16 protein-coding genes and 1 pseudogene are annotated in these 19,587 nt (G+C 58.8%); 6 read left to right on the top strand and 11 right to left on the bottom strand.

Features of this window, described 5'->3' with window-relative positions; translation table 11 throughout:
* Positions 1-180 precede the first annotated feature (180 nt).
* Both Enr8_RS16980 and Enr8_RS16975 read right to left on the bottom strand, forming a co-directional pair.
* Entirely contained in the window at positions 181-1,665 is a 1,485-nt protein-coding gene (locus Enr8_RS16980) for a Gfo/Idh/MocA family oxidoreductase (protein WP_146433723.1), read from the bottom strand.
* A 99-nt stretch (positions 1,666-1,764) separates the two neighbouring features.
* Positions 1,765-2,268 (bottom strand): hypothetical protein, encoded by a 504-nt coding sequence (locus tag Enr8_RS16975; RefSeq protein ID WP_146433721.1) that lies wholly within the window; start codon positions 2,266-2,268, stop codon positions 1,765-1,767.
* A 23-nt stretch (positions 2,269-2,291) separates the two neighbouring features.
* On the opposite strand from Enr8_RS16975, the gene Enr8_RS16970 reads away from it, so the two are divergent.
* On the top strand, positions 2,292-2,984 hold the full coding sequence (locus tag Enr8_RS16970) for a hypothetical protein (RefSeq protein ID WP_146433719.1): 693 nt from the start codon (positions 2,292-2,294) through the stop codon (positions 2,982-2,984).
* Between the two features lie 54 nt (positions 2,985-3,038).
* Here Enr8_RS16970 and Enr8_RS16965 read toward each other — a convergent pair whose 3' ends face one another.
* The 3 genes from Enr8_RS16965 to Enr8_RS16955 all read right to left on the bottom strand — a co-directional run bounded on the left by Enr8_RS16965 (position 3,039) and on the right by Enr8_RS16955 (position 6,052).
* On the bottom strand, positions 3,039-3,983 hold the full coding sequence (locus Enr8_RS16965) for an FkbM family methyltransferase (protein ID WP_146433717.1): 945 nt from the start codon (positions 3,981-3,983) through the stop codon (positions 3,039-3,041).
* Between the two features lie 207 nt (positions 3,984-4,190).
* Complete coding sequence (locus tag Enr8_RS16960; protein WP_146433715.1) at positions 4,191-5,030, bottom strand: sugar phosphate isomerase/epimerase family protein; 840 nt, start codon at positions 5,028-5,030, stop codon at positions 4,191-4,193.
* 131 nt (positions 5,031-5,161) lie between these two features.
* The gene (locus Enr8_RS16955) at positions 5,162-6,052 is read right to left on the bottom strand and encodes a hypothetical protein (RefSeq protein WP_146433713.1); all 891 of its coding nucleotides are present in this window, start codon (positions 6,050-6,052) and stop codon (positions 5,162-5,164) included.
* A 304-nt stretch (positions 6,053-6,356) separates the two neighbouring features.
* Between Enr8_RS16955 and Enr8_RS16950 the strand changes: the two genes are divergently transcribed.
* Positions 6,357-7,244, top strand: coding sequence for a hypothetical protein (locus Enr8_RS16950; RefSeq protein WP_146433712.1), 888 nt, complete (start codon positions 6,357-6,359; stop codon positions 7,242-7,244).
* Positions 7,245-7,495: 251 nt separating this feature from the next.
* Here Enr8_RS16950 and Enr8_RS16945 read toward each other — a convergent pair whose 3' ends face one another.
* The 4 genes from Enr8_RS16945 to Enr8_RS16930 form a co-directional block, all read right to left on the bottom strand.
* Complete coding sequence (locus Enr8_RS16945) at positions 7,496-10,870, bottom strand: aminotransferase class I/II-fold pyridoxal phosphate-dependent enzyme (RefSeq protein ID WP_146433710.1); 3,375 nt, start codon at positions 10,868-10,870, stop codon at positions 7,496-7,498.
* Positions 10,871-11,324: 454 nt separating this feature from the next.
* The gene (locus tag Enr8_RS16940; RefSeq protein ID WP_146433708.1) at positions 11,325-11,552 is read right to left on the bottom strand and encodes a hypothetical protein; all 228 of its coding nucleotides are present in this window, start codon (positions 11,550-11,552) and stop codon (positions 11,325-11,327) included.
* Positions 11,553-11,740: 188 nt separating this feature from the next.
* Complete coding sequence (rsmA, locus tag Enr8_RS16935) at positions 11,741-12,655, bottom strand: 16S rRNA (adenine(1518)-N(6)/adenine(1519)-N(6))-dimethyltransferase RsmA (RefSeq protein WP_146433706.1); 915 nt, start codon at positions 12,653-12,655, stop codon at positions 11,741-11,743.
* A 47-nt stretch (positions 12,656-12,702) separates the two neighbouring features.
* The gene (locus tag Enr8_RS16930) at positions 12,703-13,305 is read right to left on the bottom strand and encodes a riboflavin synthase (protein WP_146433704.1); all 603 of its coding nucleotides are present in this window, start codon (positions 13,303-13,305) and stop codon (positions 12,703-12,705) included.
* A gap of 303 nt (positions 13,306-13,608) precedes the next feature.
* Here Enr8_RS16930 and eno point away from each other — a divergent pair, with 303 nt between their 5' ends.
* The 4 genes and pseudogenes from eno to Enr8_RS26710 all read left to right on the top strand — a co-directional run.
* Positions 13,609-14,895, top strand: a complete 1,287-nt coding sequence (eno, locus tag Enr8_RS16925) for a phosphopyruvate hydratase (protein WP_146433702.1) — start codon at positions 13,609-13,611, stop codon at positions 14,893-14,895.
* A gap of 167 nt (positions 14,896-15,062) precedes the next feature.
* Positions 15,063-15,410: a hypothetical protein gene (locus tag Enr8_RS16920; protein WP_146433700.1), complete on the top strand. Its 348-nt coding sequence runs from the start codon at positions 15,063-15,065 to the stop codon at positions 15,408-15,410.
* Positions 15,407-15,970, top strand: a complete 564-nt coding sequence (locus tag Enr8_RS16915) for a hypothetical protein (RefSeq protein WP_146433698.1) — start codon at positions 15,407-15,409, stop codon at positions 15,968-15,970. The genes Enr8_RS16920 and Enr8_RS16915 overlap by 4 nt, the downstream gene beginning before the upstream one ends.
* Positions 15,971-16,419: 449 nt before the next feature.
* Positions 16,420-17,307: pseudogene (locus Enr8_RS26710) on the top strand (DUF7309 domain-containing protein); the annotation flags it as partial.
* A 982-nt stretch (positions 17,308-18,289) separates the two neighbouring features.
* Here the strand turns inward: Enr8_RS26710 and Enr8_RS16910 are convergent.
* Complete coding sequence (locus Enr8_RS16910) at positions 18,290-19,168, bottom strand: IS3 family transposase (protein ID WP_146430055.1); 879 nt, start codon at positions 19,166-19,168, stop codon at positions 18,290-18,292.
* Positions 19,165-19,464 carry a transposase gene (locus Enr8_RS16905; protein WP_246119990.1) on the bottom strand — a complete coding sequence of 100 codons (300 nt, stop codon included), beginning with the start codon at positions 19,462-19,464 and terminating at the stop codon, positions 19,165-19,167. Before Enr8_RS16905 ends, Enr8_RS16910 begins: the two co-directional genes overlap by 4 nt.
* Positions 19,465-19,587 lie beyond the last annotated feature (123 nt).

Here is a 19,587-nt window from a genome sequence, read left to right as displayed (position 1 = left end):
CCAGCGAGGGAATGCGTCAGGAAATGTCTAATGAATAATCACTAATGTTTAATGCCGACAAGCACAGCATCTTTCATTAGTCATTCGCTTGCGCTGCGGGCTAGTGTTGAGCTTTTCGAAACAAAAAAACGGCATCTCTAAGAGACGCCGTTTTCTTGGGTTGTCGCTAACTCGGTTCGATTAACCGGCCGGGTCTTTGCCGTCGACCCACGGGCCTTCCAGGCTTTGGTGGTCGGGGTTGTTGATGGTCGAACCTTTGTCGCCAGCGTTCCAGCCTTTGATGTGGGCCGGTTTGCCGCGCTCTTTGGAGATCTTTTCCCACTTCTTCGACCACGAACCGTCCGCTTCGCTGACGGTCATCGTTTCGTCGTCAAACTGATAGATCTTCCCTTCGCGGTAGCTGCGAGCGCCCAGGTTGACCAGCACGATCGCGGCGGCGCCGAGGTCGGGCGGATTGTTGCACGACTGCGGATCGTTTTCTTCGATCGCGGTGATCCAGTTCTCGAAGTGCGCCTTGGTTTGATCCTGCGGCGCTTCCTTCTCGGCCTTCATGATCTGCTTTTCGTACGGCAGTTCGGTCGGGCTGATGTGGGTCACCTGCGGACGTTCCGGCACAAAAGTGAACTCGCCGCTACTGTCGGGACGATCAAACACGATCGAGCCGTTGTGGCCGCGGACCAGTTGCTGCAGTGGAGTTTCCGAGGCGCACATCGTTGACGAGACCAGGCCTTGGCAACCTTCGTTGAACTCGGCGACCACGGTCGCGACGTCGGGCACCTGGCGGCCGTCATATTCCAGATACAAACCGCCGCTGCCGGTCACGCGAGCCGGGAAGCGAAGTCCGGTCGCCTTCATCATGGCGGTGGTGCGGTGGACGAACAGGTCGGTATACATGCCGCTACCGAACTCCCAGAAACGACGCCACTGGGCGAAGACGGCGCGATCGAACGGTTGATCTTCGGCCAGCCCTTCTTCGACGCCGAGGAATCGCTTCCAGTCGATCGTCTTGGGGGTCATTTCCTTCGACAGCTTGTAGTAACGCCACTGCCCGATGTCGGAGTTGCGGAAGTACTCGGTCTGGAACATCAGCACCTTGCCCAACAGGCCGGCGTCGATCTTCTCGCGAGCGGCGTCCCAAATCGGCAAGCTCGTTCCCTGCACGCCGACCTGAAACACTTTGCCGGACGATTTCCAGACGCTGACCAATTCTATCGCTTCTTCGACCTGCTTGACCATCGGCTTTTCGCAGTAGACGTGCATCCCGCCTTTCATCGCCTCGATCGCTTGGATCGCATGCCAATGGTCGGGCGTGCCGATGCTGACCGCATCGAGATTCTCTTTGGCGTACATCTCGCGGAAGTCGACGTAGCGGGCGACCTTGCCGTCATTTTCTTTTTCGATGTAATCGGCGGCGCGATTGCGGTTGTGTTCGTAGACGTCGCAGACGGCGACCAACTCAATATTGGCGCCTTCATTGGCGATCGCCGACAGGCTCTTCACATGGGCGCCAAAGCCGCGTCCGCCGACGCCGACAAAGCCGATGCGAAGTTTGGAGTTGGCGTCAGCCGCTTGCGATTTGGCGGCGCCTACGGCCAGCGAAGTCGCAGCGACGCCGGCGGCGGTCGTCTTCAGAAAAGTGCGACGCGATGCATCGACAGAATCCATAGACTTGGTTCTCCATTCAATGGGGGCGGGACAAAAAGTGAAAGTAGAATCTGGCGAGGCAGAGGGATCTCTCTATCAAACCAAGCGGTGCGTATGAATTCAATATGCGATTTCTCCTATTTGCGCAATCCCTTCTCGTTTCTTTGCGAATAAGCCCCCAGTGTGGCGCAGATTGCGCGAATCTTGGCGCCCCTGAACAACTCTGGGCTGATTTGTCGCGCTGAGGTCGCCACAGAAATGACGAAGGCCGAAACCAGAATGACGAAGCGTAGCAGTCCGTTGATTTTCTCGACGGACTGCGTGATCGCATGGATGCGAGCCGCGAAGAGCTATGCTCTGAGCCTGGCGAGGTTGAAAAATGCCACGATGGCATTTTTCAACAGGCAGGTAGAGACTGCGTCGTTCGTTGTAGCTCGAACGGCGACCGGCTCCGCGTGATTTCACCCAAGAATCGTCGGCGATCGGCGAATACCAGACTACATCGATCGATTCTTGGATGAAGAAATTGCCAGCAAAACAGGCGAAATCTTCATCGGCAAGACGGTGCGAGCCATCGCGTGCGAGCGATAGAATCGAGATGGCGCCGTCGTCGGTGGAATGCACCCTATTAAAGGAAGGTGGAACTCATGTCGCGTCTGTTGGCCTCGATCGTGTTGATGACTCTGGTGTTGGGGGTGATGCAAGCGCCGGCTTGGGCGCAAGAGGAGAGCGATGCTCCACCGGTCGTCGCCGAACCGGCCGAAGCGGCGAAACCGGAGGTCGAAGAAGGTGACGCGATGACGCCTGAGCCCGCCGGCGAAGCGGCGGCTGAAGAAGAGCATGCCGCAGCGGAATCCAAAGCTGACCCCAAGCCTGACATCACCGATCAGATCGACGAGATCTCAAAACACGTCGACCAGTCCGAGACGGCCCAAGAAACGTCGGCCGGCATCCTAACGCCGATCTATCAATTGGCCGAGGCGATGGAGTTCCCGGCGTTTCACTGGTTCGCCTTTGCGCTGATGTTCTCCGGCGTGGTTGGGTACGCGCTGCAATTGGTGATTGGCAAACTGGTCGTCTTTGCGCACCTCGGCTTTAGCCTGCGAGAGATTCTCTCCGACTTGCTCGGCTTGGCGATCAGCGTCGTCGGCTTGGTGCTGACCACGCAAGCGGCCGCGCAAAATTCAACCTTCACGCAAAGTCCCTCCGCCGTGCTTTCGGCTAGCGGCTTTGGCCTAGTGATCGGCCTGGTGATCTACTTCTGGGGCCAGGCGGAAGAAGTCGAAGCGGTCAAAGGCCGCGCTGCCGTGGCGCGTGAGAAGGCGAAGGAAAAGAAGTAGCCAAATTGTAGATGGCGACCGGTTTGATTCCGGCAGGCACGGCCTGCCCTACGTTTACGTGTCGGCGAGTTTGCGAAAACGCTCGTACCTTGGCAGGTCGAGCTTTTCGCGCGGGACGAGCAGCGCGTTGTCCAACGCTTGGCAATCGTGTAGCGACTGCAGCGTCGTCCAGCCGCTGCCCAAGGGGCGAAATAACACGTAATCGGGCGGAATGAGGGGCAGGAATAGACTGTCGAGTTCGACCTCGCGAGCTTGATAGTACGGTTTGTTGACTTCCATCAGGATCGTCGGCCGCTGGGCTTCGATGACCGTGCGAGCGCCGCGGAAGAAGTAGTCTTCATGCCCTTCGATATCGACCTTGATGACGTCGATTTTGCGGTCTTGATACTGGTGCTCTTGCCAGAAGGCGTCGAGCATCTCCAGCATGATCGGAGCTCGACGGAAGTTCTTGTCCTTTTCATCGCCGACCGGAATCGCGGCGTTGCCCGTCTCGGACCCGCCTTCGAAATCTTCGCGGAGCGTGATCTCGCACTCTTTCCGTTCGTCCGACAAGCCCACGTTGTACAGTTCGCAGTAATCCTCGAGGGCGTTGCGCTGCGCGTTGCTTTCCAGCCGCTGATAGTTGGACGCAAACGGCTCGAAAGCGATGACCCTCCCCTCTCCTTTGTGGGCGCGATACGAGGAAGCGACTGCGACCGTATAGAAGCCGATATTGCCGCCGACGTCCAGAAAGTAGGAGTCGTGATCCAGGAGCGACACGATCATCGAAATCAAATCGCCATCGTATTGCCCGGAATAAAACGCCCACTTCTCGGTGCGAGTCGTCAAATCGACCAGCAACGTGGTGCCATCTCGCATTTTCGCGGTCGCCAACGAATCGGCGCCCATGCCGAGCGTCAGCGAGTTGATCTTGTTGCAGAGCGTGCCGAGACCGCGAAAGGGCGGGAGGCAGTGCGCACAAGCGGCCGTGGCGTTTCGCACGAAAGTGGGGAGACTCATATCGAACTTCGTTAGAGCGAAGAGAGCTTGCGGATTGGGCTCAGGCGACCTTGCTTTCCGAAAGGCCCTCCAATTTTAATGGCTCGATAATTTGCCGTCAAATTAGATGGCAAATGTGCGCAATGCTGGATGTGGTTCCGCCAGTGAGCTATTTGGGGGGCGGCAGGAGGAATGCGGTAAGTCTGCCGAACATTGCCTGGGCGAACCTTATTTCGCCGGGACTGATTTCTCAACCTTGGCGCCGATGGCGTCGTTGAAATAGCTGCGGGTTTGGGCGATCAGTTGATCGTAGTCGGAGTTCTCGATCTCCAGTCCCATCAGTTCGACGTCGAACGGGCCTTGGTAGCCGGACGAGCGGACTGCGGCGATGATCTCGCGCAGGGGAAGCTTGCCGCTGCCTAAGGGGCGGCGGTCGGGTTCGCCGACCGGCGCTTCGTCGGCATCGGCCAGTTGGACCAGCGCCAGGTGGGGCGTCGCTTGCTTTAATTGTTCGATCAAGTTCGGTTCGCCAAACAATTGATAAACGTCGGCGACGATCTTCAGATGGCGGCTATCCAATTTCTTGATCAATTCGATCGCGTCAGACAGCGACTGCAGGAACGTCCATTCGGCGCCGGCGGCCGGGTGCATCGGTTCGACGGCCAGCTGGATGCCATGCTCTTCGGCGATCGGCAGCATTTCGCTGAGGGCCGACTGAAACAGGCGTCGCGCGTGATTGACGGTGTGCCCGCCGCGCGATCCGCTGTGCACGACCAGCACTGGGGCCTGCAGTTCGGCCGCTTGCTGGATCGCTAGCTTGCCATCTCTCAGGGCGTCGGCGAAGGTGCGACCATCGCTGCCGGTAAAACCGCCGGCCCAACTAAGTGCGACCGGCTGCAGGCCATATTCCTCGAGGAGGTGCGCTCCCTTTTCGACGCCGAAGTCGACCAGCTTTTGGCGCCAAACGTGGATGCCGGGGATTCCGGCGGCGGCGATACGCTCTGCGTCCGTTTCAAAAGACCAACGGAACGTCGTGAGTTGATTGATCGCGAGAAGCGACACGCGCATTGCCTCCATGATATGAATAGGTCCGATCCTTCGGCTGGCGACCAGAAGAAAGTAATGGGCCAGTATAGAAAGCGGCGGTCTCCTGTAAACCGCCGCCCCCTGGGGTGGTTGCTAGCGTGCCAGCGGTCGCTTTACTTCGTCAGGTCCCACGCGTCGAGCCAGCGAGTCGATTGCGGCTGCAGGCCAAAGTCTTCGACCAAGCGGCGATGCATGTCGGCAAAGTGCCCCGCGCCATAGAAGACGCCGATCTGCTTTTTGCCCGCGTCCAGTTGTTCCTTCAGGACTTCAAACGCTTTGGCGTTGCGCTGCGAGATCAGGGTCGAGCCGTTCTTCCCTTCGATCGCTCGCATCTGGCCTTCCATGCCGTCCATTTGCGAGGCGAAAATTTGCTTCATCCGCAACTGGCGATTGTTGGAGAGCATCGCCATCAGAAATGCGGCGTTCATATCCTCACCCTTCGACTGCTGCACCATGCCGGCGCCCATCAGGCGAGCGAACATCTGCAGAAAGCCGTCTCCCCGCTCCGCCATGTCGGCCGCCATTTCTTCCGGCGTCATGTCGGCATGCACGAAGTTGGCGGGGGAATAGTCGATTTGCTCCAACTGGAACTCCAGTCCAAGCATGTCTTTCATGCCATTTTGCAGGCCGCTGACGGCGCTGCCGTTGCGTTTGGGGCCGCCCTTGGGAATGCGGGTTCCTTTGGGGGCGACGATTTCGTACAGCAGCGCGTCGTAGTTTTTGAATTCGTCGTTCAGTTTGTCGTAGTAGGCCTGCTCGCCAATATGGACGGCGCCAACCAGATCGACATAGACGGCCGGATTTTGCGGATCGGCGTAGCGGACGATCGCGGTTTGCAGCGCCAGCGGCTTGCCGCCGGCGTCTTCATGGATTCGCAGAAAGGTGGGGGGCGACTTTTCCTCGCTCTCTGGGGCGGTCTGCTCTTCGGCTTGCGCTGCTAGCAACGCGGAGCTGAATTGCACGATCAGGGCGAGTAGGAAGGAAAGCTTGGATCGGACCGTCATCACGATCTCCAAAGAGGGGAGGAAAAGGAACTACTCCAATATAGAACCGACAGCGCTTCGGCTCAACGAATAGACCGCATTGCGCGTTGAAATCGAAGCATCTTTCCTATTTTGACTCCTCGCCCCGTTTTTTTGCGAGAGTGTGCGGATTGCACCGGTTTTTCGGCAGAGAAAGACATTCTCGTTTAACTCCGGTAGCCGCGAATTCCGATACTACCGGCACAGCAAGATTTTTCCGAACAAATTGCGGTAGGCAAAGCCGCGAGCGCTGAAGCTCTTTACAAGGTATAACCGGAACATGTTAATGAACCGAAAAATGCTCTGGCTACTCTTCGTCGCAGCATCTTCGCTTGCGGCGTCGACGGCGTTTGCCCAGTATGACCAGGTCTATCCCGGTTTCTACACCCCCTTCACCGACATGCCGATCGAGGACTACGACTTCCAGTGGTTCGCTCCGCCGATCACCGAGTCGTACGGCCAGGACGGCATCGACCCCAAGACGGGGCCGTTCTTCGACTACCATCGCGCTTACCTCAACGTGAGCCGTGGCGAAGAGGCTCCGGACAACAGCCAAGGGGATGTGACCTGGGGCAACAAGCTGGACATCGGCTGGATGTCGGAAGAGCAGCATGGTTGGCTCTTGCAGACGTTGCACATCGACGGCCCGCAAGTCGCCGAACGGAACGTCGGCTCGACGATCAGCGTCGGCTTGAACAAGATGTGGCGTCTCGATCCGTACCACAACGGGTGCTTCATTGAACCGATGATCGGCGTCCGCTACTTCCAGTTCAAAGATCAGTCGATTCGAGTTCTCTATCCACAGGTCCTCGGCTTCGTCTTCCCGGTTGACACCGAGCGGGCCATGGAAAACAACATGCTGATGGGCCAGGTCGGCTTCCGTGCCCATACCCATCGCGGTCACTGGAAACTGTACGGCGAGTGGCAGGTCATGGGCGGTAACAACTGGGTCTACCGCATGCAGCAGGACAACACCTACTCCAAGGGTATCATGGGCACCCAGATCACCCTCGGCTGTGCTTACTACCTGACTCGCGAAATCGCGATCGACTTCCAGTGGGATACGATCTACTTCCCCGATGGCGTCGGTCGTAACCCGATCCTGACCGCCGGTAACCAGGGCGAGTCGCTCTTTATCTCCGGTCTCGGCTTCGGCTTTACGTTCCATCGCTAAGCCGGCGACGACAACAATCGAAAAAAAGGACGACCCGTTGGTCGTCCTTTTTTTATGCGCTGATTGAAAGGTTAGCAGTCCGTTGATTTTCTCGACGGACTGCTTGATCGCATGGATGCGATCCCAAAATAGCGACGTAAGTCGTTATTTTGCGAGCCGCGAAGAGCTATGCTCTGAGCCTGGCGAGGTTGGAAAATGCCACGAGGGCATTTTTCAACCGGCAGCTAGAGCGTTGGGCGAGAATAAACTCGCTACGCCCGCACGTTAGCGCCGCCGTTGTTTAAGAAGTCGGAGTCCTCGGTGCGGATCTCATCGCACAGCTGTCGCAGGATGTTGATGGTGCTGCGAATCTGCGCCTCGGTATGTTCCGAGTTAATGAAGAACCGCAGGCGAGCCGCCGACTCGTCGACCGCCGGATAGATGATCGGACGGACGTTGATCCCCTGCAGCAGCAGCCGCTGGGCGACGAACATCGTCATCATCGAGTCTCCCAGGATCACCGGCACGATTGGCGTTTGCCGGCTGCGGCCGGTGTCGAGACCCGCCTGACGGGCGACCCGCAGGAAGAACTCGGCGTTACGATGCAAGGACGAGACGCGCTGCGGCTCTTCGGCCAGGATCTTCAGCGCTTCTAGCGCCGCCGCCGCACTGGCTGGCGGCATGCCGACGCTAAAGACAAACCCAGGCGCCGTGTACTTTAGGTACTCGACCAGGTCGGCGCTGCCGGCGATGTAACCGCCGCAGCTGCCCAGCGCCTTGCTAAGCGTTCCCATCCAGATGTCGACGTCGGTCGGTGCGATTTTGAAGTGCTCGGCGATGCCGCGGCCCGTGGCGCCCATCGTGCCGACCGAATGCGCCTCGTCGACCATCAACCATGCCTTGTGACGACGCTTGATTTCCACAAATCGGGGCAAGTCGGGGTAATCCCCTTCCATGCCGAACACCCCTTCGGTCACGATTAGCACACGGCGGTAATCGCGGCGGATGTCTTGCAGAATCTGGTCCAGCTCTTCCCAGTCGTTGTGCGGGAAGGGACGTCTTCTGGCGCCGCTGAGACTGGCGCCTTGGATGATGCTGTTGTGGGCTAGCGAATCGTGCAAAACCAGGTCGCCGGTACGCACCAGGTGGCCGATCGTCGTCTCGTTGGTCGCATGTCCGCCCAGCATCGCCACAGAGGCGTCGACGCCGGTCCATTTGGCGATCGCTTCTTCCAGCTCAGCATGGATCGGGCGTTCCCCCGAGACCAGGCGGCTGGCCGAAACGCTGGCGCCATACTGGTCGATCGCCGCCTTGGCCGCCTCGCAGACGCGGGGATGCTGCGCTAGGCCGAGATAGTTATAGCCGGCGAAGTTGACCACTTCGGTCCCGTCGATCGAGGTCGTGCCGCCGGTCGCTTTGTCGTGCGTCTGGAAGTACGGATTCGGCATGCCGAGCGCTTCCAGTTCGTCGGCGGTTTGCTTCACCTGGCGGTATTCCGGCAGCGCCGAGAAGCTGTACATTTCGGCCGGCACGTCATCGACGAACGCTTGCGCTCGCGGCTCGCCGCCGAGATAAATCTCGACCGCTTCGGTCACTTCGCGGCAGGTCTTCAGGGTCGGCAAGATGTGATCGGGGAACTGCACGCCATACGCGTCTTCGATCGACGCGATGATCTCCATCCGTTCCAGCGAATCGAGGCCCAGCGATAACAGGTCGGTGTTCATATCCAGATTGGTCGCCCGCTCTTTGGCGACCGCGTGGATTTTTTCCATGACCAGCTTGGTCGTGCGATCTCGCAGTTCCGGATCGGAAACGGCCAAGCCTTCGGCGTCGGCGCGAGCCGATTCCAATTGCGAGCGCCGCAGCCGCACCTTGCGAACTTCGTCGAGCATCTGGGTTTCGTCCCAGCTGACCCAACGATCGACGATCGCCAGCACGTTCTGCATGAAGTGATTGCGGCAGGCATGCCGCTGAATCTTGCCGCTAGAGGTCTTCGGGATCGAGCCGCGACGAATCAGCGCCACGCCGTCGACCGCCATCTCATGCTCCAGCGCCACTTCCTTGCGGATCGCGCTGATGATTTCGCTGTAAACGTTGGACCGCAAACGGGGCGCTTCGACCACGATGACCAGTCGCTCTTTGCCGGCAATCTCGGTCGAGAAGGCGGCGGCCGTCGAGTTCTCCAGGTGTTCGTGCGACGCGCAGACGGTCGCTTCGATATCTTGCGGGTAGCGATTGACCCCGCGAACGATGATCAGGTCTTTTAGGCGGCCGGTGACGAACAATTCGCCATCTTTCAAAAAGCCCAAGTCGCCCGTTCGCAGGTAAGGACCCGCTTTGGTGTCGGAAAGATGGGCTTTAAAGCACCGCTCGGTGTCTTCTTCGTTCCGCCAGTAGCCTTTGGCGACGCTCGGGCCAGAGATCCAGATCTCGCCCACCTTGTTGCCCGGCTGTTGCGTCTGGGTATCGGGATCGACGATTAATATCTCTTGGTCCGGCAGGCAGCTTCCGCAGCCGACAATCGGCCGGGCTCCGGCTTCGTCCGGATCGCAGTCGACGGCGACCCCTTGATCGAGCACGTCTCCATCGACCGTCAGAATGACCGGCGGGCTCTTCTTCAAACCGCCCGAGATGATCAGCGTCGCTTCGGCCATGCCGTAGCAGGGATAAAACGCCTCGCGACGGAAACCGCACGGCTCGAACGCTTCGACAAAGCGATCGATCGTTTCCGGCTTGATCGGCTCGGCGCCATTGAAGGCCAAGTCCCAGCTCGAAAGGTCAAGCTTCTCGCGCTGTTCCGGCGTGATCTTGTTCACGCACAGCTCGTAGGCGAAATTCGGCCCACCGCTGATCGTCGCCTGCACCTTCGAGATCGCCCGCAGCCAGCGATACGGCTGCTGCAAGAAGGCCATCGGCGACATCAGCGTCGTCGGGTGACCAATCTGCATCGGCTGCAGCACGCCGCCGATCAGCCCCATGTCGTGGTACATCGGCAGCCAGAAGACCGCCCGGACGCTGCGGGTATGCTCAAACGCATACGAAATGAGGGCCGAGTTGTGCATCATGTTGCTGTGCGACAACATGACCCCTTTCGGCGTTCCGGTCGAGCCGGAGGTGTACTGCAGGAAGGCGAGCGTCTTCTCGCCGATCCGCGGCATGTGCCACGAATCGGGATCGGCCAGCAGCGGTCCATCGGTCGCTAGCCACTGGATCTGCTTCAGGTGGGGCGTTTCGTCCAGCATCGGCGTGACGCGGTCGAGCACGTCGCTGGTCGTCAGCGCGATCTTCGCTTCGGCGTCGTCGGCGATCGCCTGGATCCGGACCATGTTGCGGTTGCGCCGCGGCGGATAGGCAGGCACCGCCACCGCGCCGGCATACAAGCAGGCGTAAAACGCCACGACAAAGTCGAGACCGGGCGGAAACAGCAGCAGCGCACGCTCGCCTGCCATGTTCATCGCTTGCAGTCGAGCCGCCAGCGCACGAGCCGCTTGGTCCAGCTCGGCGTAGGTCATTTCGATCTTCTCGTCTTCCCCGTCGACCAGATAGGTATAGGCGAGGTGCGGGCCCTGATGTTCCGCCCGGTACCGCAGTCGATCAACGACGGTGGATGTTGGGGGGGAAAACGAACCAGCAGATTCGGTTGTCACGCGGCTATCGCCTCTGCAATTAGGGAAAGACATACTCTCGCCGCCGCCAAGAAATTGATGCAGCGGGAGATATGGATTAGATCGGCGTACTGGTGTTAACTGTTTTAACCAAGCTTCCCAGCCTTACGGCCAGGCAGACTAGGTAGACTAATCCGGCATTTTATTGCATTTCGCGTCGCTGTCGAAGAAGCGCATCGCAGAATCGAGCCCGGAAACTCGATTTAACCGGAAGAATCTCGCAAGACCAGCTTGGCTCTTTGCGCAGAGAATCGTCGCGTTTGATGCTTGTCCAGGCGTTTGCCTACCAGTCCGTTGATTTTGTCGACGGACTGCGTGATCGCATGGATGCGATCCCAAAATAGCGACGTATGTCGTTATTTTGCGAGCCGCGAAGAGCTATGCTCTGAGCCTGGCGAGGTTGGAAAATGCCACGAGGGCATTTTTCAACAGGCAGCTACGCCCAGCCAAGCCCGCTCGCTTTTTGAATTCGCTTCTCGTAGTCGCCAATCAGCCCGCCGATGATATCCCACCCTTCTGGGCGTCGGACTTCGATATCCCCTTGCTGATTGATGCGCACGATCGTTGCTTCGGCGACGCCGGCCTTGCGCAATTCGTCGGGACTCAGCTCGTCTTCGTGCAACGCGCTGATCAACGTTCCGCCAGTCATCTCGATGAATTTCATAGAACCGCCAACAAACCAACCAGACATGGGAAGACGACGCAGCGGCGTCGTTCAATTTCGAGTCTCCATTATCCTTGATCGGCCCCCAAAATCCAAGTCGGCGGAATGCCACGAGATTCCTGTCCCTTTGGGGGCAAACGTCGCGATTTTCGCTCGTCGAATTGGGGGGGCGTCACAGCGCGGGAACGTTATTTCCCCTGCGCCGCCAGCTTCTGCCGGAACATCTCACTCATCGCCAGCACTTCGTCCGGCGTAAACTGCTCGGCCCGGGCGTCGGGCTGCAAGTTGTTCTCGGCGATCACCTCATCCACTTCTTCTTTCTCTAGCCGCCCTTTGAACGCGCTCATCAGCACGCTACGGAGGAACTTGCGGCGGTGGAAGAAGATCGCCCGGCTGAAGGTGTGGAAGAATTCGAGATCGGGGATTCGCCCGCGTAGCTCGTCGTCGATTACCAGGTTCACAATCGCTGACTCGATCTTCGGCCGGGGCCAGAAAACGCTGGGCGGCAAGATGCGAACGATCTCGCAGCGACATTGCGACTGCAGCCAGATGCTGAGCGCCCCATAGTCCTTGGTGCTCGGCTGGGCGACGATCCGCTCGGCCACTTCTTTTTGAATGGTCGCGGTCATCGAGTACGGGATGATCTCGGTCCGCAGCAGGTTCGAGATAATCGGCGTCGCCACGTTGTACGGCAAGTTGGCCGACAGCTTCAGCCGCCCGCCAGGGATCTCGGCTAGCTTCTCTTTGATCGTCTCCATCACTTCGGGACGAAACGCGTTTTTGTTCTTCAGCACGTCAAACTGCAGCATCGTGACGTTGTCGAACTCAAACAGCTCTTCCGAGGCCAGCGTGTGCAGGTGCTCGTCGATTTCGACCGTGATCACATGTCCCGCTTCGGCCGCCATCCGCGTGGTGAGCGAACCGGTGCCGGTCCCGATTTCGAGCACGACGTCTTGCGGGCCAAGATCGGCCGAGCGAACGATCAGATCGAGAATGTTCATGTCGATCAGAAAGTTCTGCCCATGGCGCGATACCGGGCGAATGCCGACTTCGCGGAACCGTTTGGTCAGAAAGGAGATCGTTTGATTCTGAAATTTGGGCATGCGTATGCGAACAAGTCGCCAAGTGAAATTAAATGGAATCGAATCAGTTAGGAAGCGAGTTGGCCGCCGCGGAGCTGCCGTTCTACATATTTGGCCAATAGGTCGGTCTCGATGTTGACGTTGTCGCCAACTTGGCGTCCGCCGAGAGTCGTAACCGCCAGGGTATGGGGAATCAGGGCGACGCTGAACCGCTCGTCTTCCACATCCACCAGCGTCAGGCTCACCCCGTCGACCGCGACCGAGCCTTTGCTGGCCATCTGCAGCGCCAGTTCGCGCGGCACGCGAAACCAGAACTTCGACCACTCGGCGTCGTCCTGCCGCTGGTCGACCTGCCCTACCCCGTCGACATGTCCGGTGACGTAATGCCCCCCCAATCGGTCGCCGGCACGCAGGGCTCGCTCGAGGTTGACCGGATCGCCAGCCGACAGCCGGCCGAGGTTGGTCTTACTCAAGGTTTCTTCGCCCGCCTCAAACGCCAACTGCGAGCCGGAGATCTCGATCACGGTCAAACAGGCGCCGTTGATCGCCACGCTGTCGCCAATCACAGCGCCTTCGGCAACCGGGCCGCATTCGACCAGCAGCAGGACGCCGGGCCCCTGACGGGTGATGGCGACGATCGAGCCGAGGGCTTCGACCAGTCCGGTAAACATGAGCAATCGCCTTTTGGAAGGAACAAGGTGGAAAAACAGCGCCGCAATCGCAGCGCAGCGGCGAGAGTCAGCATTCGGTTACAGACGGTCCGTAGTTAATGAATGTATCCCGAGTTAATTTTTTCCTCAACCAAGCCCCGACTGCCTAGCCAATGCGTACTATGCGCGGCAAAATGGCGACTCCATTCGAACGATGGTAAGCCAATTCTAGGGACGTTGGAGTCTCTAGGCCCCGAAAAGGTGCGGCGCCCGACAAGCGGCAGCCCCCTTCCAGCGACATCCCTTGTAGAACGAGAGAGAACCATGAGCTTTATTGTTGACATTCGTGGCCTGCAAGTGCTCGACAGCCGCGGCAACCCGACGGTCGAAGTCGAAGTGACCCTGGATGATGGCGCCGTCGGCCGCGCCGCCGTGCCGAGCGGAGCCAGCACCGGCGTCCACGAAGCGAACGAACTGCGTGACGGCGACAAGAGCGTTTATGTCGGCAAGGGCGTCACCAAGGCGGTCGAAAACGTCAACACGGTCTTGGCCGAAGTGCTGCTGGGCGAAGACGCGCTGAACCAGACCGAAATCGATCGCAAGATGATCGAACTGGACGGCACGGCGAACAAGAGCAAGCTGGGCGCCAACGCCATCCTGGGCGTTTCGCTGGCCGTCGCCAAAGCCGCCGCGCAAAGCTCCGGCTTGCCGCTGTACCGCTACTTGGGCGGCGTCGGCGCTCGCATGTTGCCCGCCCCGATGATGAACATCCTCAATGGCGGCTCGCACGCCGACAACAACGTCGACGTTCAAGAGTTCATGGTCATGCCGCTCGGCTTTGACAACTTCAGCGACGCGTTGCGGGCCGGCGTCGAAGTCTTCCACAGCCTTAAGGGCGTGCTCAAGGGCAAAGGCCTGAACACCGCCGTCGGCGACGAAGGTGGTTTCGCTCCCAACCTGGGCAGCAACATCGAAGCCCTCGACCTGATCATGGAATCGATCGAGAAGGCTGGCTACAAGCCGGGCGAACAGATCTTCATCGCGCTCGACTGTGCATCGAGCGAGTACTACAACGGCGAAACCAAGAAGTACACGATGGACGGCAAAGAGTTCGACTCGGCCGCGATGGTCGACTTCCTGGCTGACTGGGCCGAGAAGTACCCGATCGTTTCGATCGAAGATGGCTGCGACGAAGACGACTGGGAAGGTTGGAAACTGCTGACCGAAAAGCTCGGCGACAAGGTCCAACTCGTTGGCGACGACCTGTTCGTCACCAACACCGAACGTCTGGCCCGCGGCATCAAAGAAGGGATCGCCAACAGCATCCTGATCAAGGTCAACCAGATCGGCACCTTGACCGAAACGATCAACGCGATCGCCATGGCGCACAACAACGGTTACACCAGCATCTCGAGCCATCGCAGCGGCGAAACCGAAGACTCGTTCATCGCCGACCTGGCGGTCGCCCTGGGCTGCGGTCAAATCAAGACCGGCTCGGCCTCGCGTAGCGATCGCATGGCGAAGTACAACCAACTGCTCCGCATCGAAGCCGAACTGGGCGAAAACGCCCAATACGGCGGCCCGATCTTCCCGGCGATGAAGAACAAGTAGTCTTCAAGCCGCGAGCAGTCGTGACAGAACGAACAGGCGCCGGTCCCAGGATCGGCGCCTTTTGCATTTCTTGTCTGTGAGTAGGCAATCCGGCCCTGCAGGTCTGCGCCAATCGAGGGCCTGCAATTTCAACCAGAAATTGCTCGTCACGTGTATAATCGACCTTCATGGAAACCTCGCAGCCCCCCATCGCCGATTCTCCCTGGTTTTGGCTCTATCTGTTCGCCATGTGCGCCCTGGCCGGCGGACTGGTGATGGCGCCCAAATATGGCGCCCGCCAGGCGACGCTCGAAAAACAGTACCAGGCTCGCCAGCGTGCCGAGCAAATCCGTCAGGGAGATACGCCGCAAGGCGCCATCTCGTCGGCCGACGATACGTTGATTGACCTGCGGCCTCTGTACTTGGTGCTGTTGGTTTTGGTCAGCGTCGGCTGGGCGCGGCTGTGGTGGACGCGGTGGGGATCACGCGGCGACACGACGATCAATCAAACGCCAAGGGAAGGAACGTCGACATGAACATCCTGCTGGAACAGCAAACGACGATTCTGGTCGTCGGCGTCATTGGCGCCGCCATCCTCGCTGGCTGCCTGGTGCAGACCGGTAAGAAGGTCTTTATTCCGATCTTCTTCCTCTGGCTCGCCTTGGCCGGCTGCGCGGCGCTGATTGAAATGGCGGTCGTCACACCGACCGAAAAGGTCCGCGACTCGGTGCAGTACTTTGGCGCGGCGCTGCAAAGCAACGACGAGGCCCGCGTGATGGACGTGCTGTCCGACATCCGCCCGCAAATGAAACAACGGGCCCGGCAGATCATGAACCTGGTCGAAATCGACAGCGTCAGCATCAAACAACCGATCGAAGTGATCTTCCACGATCCACAGAAGACTCACTGCCACGCCAAGTTCAACGTCGTCGTGATGGGCCATCTCAAATCAGGCGCCTACGTCGGCGGAGACCGCTTCGCCGCGTTCCTCGTCCTCGACCTGATCAAAGAAGAGGACGGCAAATGGCGCGTCGCCGAATACGAAACGTACGACCCCCGCGGCGAACAAGCCGGCCGGTTGGTTGAGCCGATCTAAGAAAAGCGGAAAAATAGTAGCCCGCAGCGCCAGCGAGGGAGATGCGGCCGCAACGTAAATGACGAATGTCGAAGCCCGAATGACGAACCCAAACAAGGGTGGCCCGGCCACATTCGCCAGAACTGGCCGGGTTGCTTAGCAGTCCGTTGATTTTCTCGACGGACTGCGTGATCGCACGGATGCGAGCCTGGCGCGGTTGGAAAATGCCACGAGGGCATTTTTCAACAGGCCGTTAGCAACAAGATGCCTCAACGTCGGACCGAAACGATGCATGGCAAAGAAAAGTTGGTCTAGCTAGCTTGGCGGATGGCCCACAATTCGCGAGAATAGGACGCACGAGAACTCCGCGACATCTTGGATGCGAGCAATAGATTCTATTTTCTTGACGCCTCGCTAGTTTTTCTATTTGGGGAGCGTCACGATACGCTCTAATTGCGAGGAGCACTTCTATGCGCAAGTCGGAACTACGTCCGATTACCGCTCTTCCCGTCAATCCAGAAGAAATCTGGCAAGGGGGCGTACTCAACGCGGCGGAGGCGATGGGCGCGCCCGTCGATGAAGATGGCAACGAGATGTTCATCGCCCTTTGGCGTTCCAGTTCCAGTGGCCTGATCAACGTCACCCCGTTTGTCGCCAACGCCGCCTCACAGACGAGTTTCGTCAATCAGTTCGCAGAGAGCATGCTCGCTTTTTTTGAATTGCATGAGTTTCCGTTTCGCCCCGCGCGGCTCGAATGCCACGACAAAAAATTGGCGATCGCGCTCGACAAAAAGTTAGCGGTTCCAGAACTGGTCGTTGAGCACCAGCCTTCGATGCCGGAGTGGGAAGAAGTGATCGCCGATTTCGCAAGCGACTTTGCGGCGCAAATGGGGGGCGGAACTTCGCCCCCCAAGATGATCGAAGTCGGCGCCGATCTCGATCAATGGCGCGCCTTTGCAATGGCTGCCGCGAATTTCTTCCGTGCCCAATTCTGGAATCACCTCGACGATGTTGACGTCATCCGATTCGATTCTCCTACGGTACCAGAGTCGATGCGATATGGCGTAATTCTGGGTGCTGGAGGAGAGATCGTCGGAATTGGTTTCTACGCCCAAGAACAAGACCACTACGATGTGATGGCTCAGCGCGCTAGCATGGAAAGCGTGTCGGTCTTGAGCGTAGCCTACGATCCATTCGACGAAATCAACGCCGAGGACGCCGAATTCTGGCGAAGGCATGATTTGCCGCTCGAGACCTGGGATGCGTTTCCCAGCTTTTATGGCTTCGATCAAATGGTTCCGCGGCAACCGACGCTTCCCGAATTAATCACCGCAACCGAAATCTTGCAGGCCTTGGCCGAGACGACCGAGGATGAAATCGACGCGGGAAAATGGGCCAAAACGGTCGAGGTTTTGGGCGAGCGAACGGTTTGCCAGTTTTCGATTCCCAACCTGATCGATCCGCCTGATCGGCAGGAGTGGATCCGACGGGGAATGGCGCCCGAGACGCGCGGCCTTGAGGGCATGCAGCAGTTAGCTCAGCAGTTCATCGAGCAGAACGAAGGCTTGGAGATCGAAGAATTGCAGCGTCTGCTGAACGAGAAGTTTATCGGGGAGATTGACGAGGTTGAGTATCCGATGGATACGCCTGCCGATCGAGCCGCCGCCAAGGCCCGGCAGGCAATCGATTCCTATGGACGGCGGCGCCTGCAATTGGTCCGTCAGGCTTTGCAAGAAGATCCCGAGCATGTGGAGTCGCTCACCCTGTTGGCCGAATGGATGACCGATGCCGAGCGACGGCTTGACGCGTTTCAGCAGGCGGCCGACGCTGGCCGGCGGCAACTGGGCGCGATCATGGAACACGAGGTCGGGAATTTTTGGGGCCTCTTGGAAACCCGCCCCTTTATGCGAGCCTGTCATGGGTTGGCGCATGCGCTGGAAGATTGCGGGCGGCCGAATGACGCGATTGCCCAATATCAGGAAATGTTGCACCTGAACCCAGGAGACAACCTAGGGGTGCGATATGACATGATCGCGATGCTGATCAGCGGCGATCGCAACCTGGAAGCGCTTGACGTGATGGACGAGTACGGGGAGGAGACCGGCCTTTGGTACTACTCGCATGCGTTGCTGCAATTCCGCCTGGGGGGAGCGAAATCGCGAACCGCCCAAGAGGCGATGAGGGAGGCGCTGAAGTTCAACGAGCATGTCGTCCAAGTCATGCAGTCCGACGCCCCCATTCCTCGGCCAGATCGCTATCAACTTGGAAGCGTCGAAGAAGCTTGCGTCTGCATCGAGACATGGGGTGAGGTGGTGCCCGAAATGAAGGCGCGCCGAGGGCTTATTTTCGGCACGGCTGATTGTTCTCGAATTGCACTGGCGTTTGGTAGCCGAGGCTGGAGTGCTTTCGGTCGCAGTTGTAGTAGCGAAAGTACTCTCCCAACTCGCGCGCCCCAACGCCCACATCCTCGTATTCGGTCATTTCCAGTTCCGTCTTGATCGTTCCGAAGCAAGATTCCATGAATGCGTTGTCGTAGCAGTCGGCGGCCCGGCTCATGCTTTGCCGAATCGACGCGCGGCGCAGCAGCGATCGGAACCGCTTCCCTGCGTACTGGCCTCCTCGATCGCTATGGTGAATCAAGTCAGGCGGCGGCCGCCGCATTCGGATCGCATCTCTTAACGCTCCGATCACCAAGTCCTCCGTCATCGACAGTTCAAAACGCCAACCGATTAATCGCCGCGAGAAACGATCCATCACCATCGCCAGGTAAGCGAAACGCTTTTCGGCGAGCGGCACGTAGGTGATGTCGGCGACCCACAGCTGATTTATTTCACGCAGCACAAACTCTTCCAGCAACAGGTTCGGGCTGTAGCCCAAACAATGGCGACTGTCGGTGGTGCGCGGCTGGAATGATTTCGGTTGAATCGCTTTTAAGCCCTGGTTTTTCAGAATATTCGCCACGGTGCGACGCGCCGCGGGAATGCCGAGATCCTTCAGTTCGTCGACGATTCTTCGCGTGCCATAGCGTCTGCGATGTCGCCAAAAAATGTCGATCACCAGCGGCGTCAGGTTGGCGGTCGCCTGACGCTTGGTCGCAATGGGCAAGCTTCGCCGCTTGTAAAAATCGGCGCGACCAATCGCCAGGCAGTCGCAAACCTCGCGTACGCTCGCCACCTTCTCGGCGACGATCTGTTCCGCCGCGGCGATCCGATCGCTCAATCGCTCCGGCTGAAAATAGCTAACGCTTTTTTTAACACGTCTCGCTCACGCTCGACACGTTTCAGCTCCAGTTCCAATTCCTTCACGCGGCTTTCCAGCGAAGCGGCGACCGGGCCGCTGCCTCGCAACTGCTCGCGTTTCCAGCGGTAGAGTAAATTCGTGCTTGACAGGCCAAGCCGCTGGACGACCGAATCGGCCGAATGGCCGTCCAGCAGCATCTGCACCGCATCGCGTTTGAATTCATCGGTGAAGCGACGTCGTGACGGGGGCTGTTTCCGCTTCGCTTTTGCGCTCATCCTGGCGGTCTCCTGAACCGGCCATTATAAGCCCCGGACGCGCCTCCATTTCGGGCACCACCTCAGGGCGAGGCCTGGCAGGAAACAGATGGCTATGTCGAATTTATGTTCGCCCAGTATTAT

This window comes from Blastopirellula retiformator (assembly GCF_007859755.1).
Lineage (GTDB): Bacteria > Planctomycetota > Planctomycetia > Pirellulales > Pirellulaceae > Blastopirellula > Blastopirellula retiformator.
Note: the sequence above shows the minus strand (reverse complement) of the source record. Positions and strands in the feature narration are given on the sequence as shown.

Coding starts and splice junctions, on each gene's coding strand:
- Enr8_RS16980 (WP_146433723.1), bottom strand. CDS start 1,665: ATGGATTCTGTCGATGCATCGCGTCGCACTTTTCTGAAGACGACCGCC.
- Enr8_RS16970 (WP_146433719.1), top strand. CDS start 2,292: ATGTCGCGTCTGTTGGCCTCGATCGTGTTGATGACTCTGGTGTTGGGG.
- Enr8_RS16965 (WP_146433717.1), bottom strand. CDS start 3,983: ATGAGTCTCCCCACTTTCGTGCGAAACGCCACGGCCGCTTGTGCGCAC.
- Enr8_RS16960 (WP_146433715.1), bottom strand. CDS start 5,030: ATGCGCGTGTCGCTTCTCGCGATCAATCAACTCACGACGTTCCGTTGG.
- Enr8_RS16955 (WP_146433713.1), bottom strand. CDS start 6,052: ATGACGGTCCGATCCAAGCTTTCCTTCCTACTCGCCCTGATCGTGCAA.
- Enr8_RS16950 (WP_146433712.1), top strand. CDS start 6,357: ATGAACCGAAAAATGCTCTGGCTACTCTTCGTCGCAGCATCTTCGCTT.
- Enr8_RS16940 (WP_146433708.1), bottom strand. CDS start 11,552: ATGAAATTCATCGAGATGACTGGCGGAACGTTGATCAGCGCGTTGCAC.
- rsmA (WP_146433706.1), bottom strand. CDS start 12,655: ATGCCCAAATTTCAGAATCAAACGATCTCCTTTCTGACCAAACGGTTC.
- Enr8_RS16930 (WP_146433704.1), bottom strand. CDS start 13,305: ATGTTTACCGGACTGGTCGAAGCCCTCGGCTCGATCGTCGCCATCACC.
- eno (WP_146433702.1), top strand. CDS start 13,609: ATGAGCTTTATTGTTGACATTCGTGGCCTGCAAGTGCTCGACAGCCGC.
- Enr8_RS16920 (WP_146433700.1), top strand. CDS start 15,063: ATGGAAACCTCGCAGCCCCCCATCGCCGATTCTCCCTGGTTTTGGCTC.
- Enr8_RS16915 (WP_146433698.1), top strand. CDS start 15,407: ATGAACATCCTGCTGGAACAGCAAACGACGATTCTGGTCGTCGGCGTC.
- Enr8_RS16905 (WP_246119990.1), bottom strand. CDS start 19,464: ATGAGCGCAAAAGCGAAGCGGAAACAGCCCCCGTCACGACGTCGCTTC.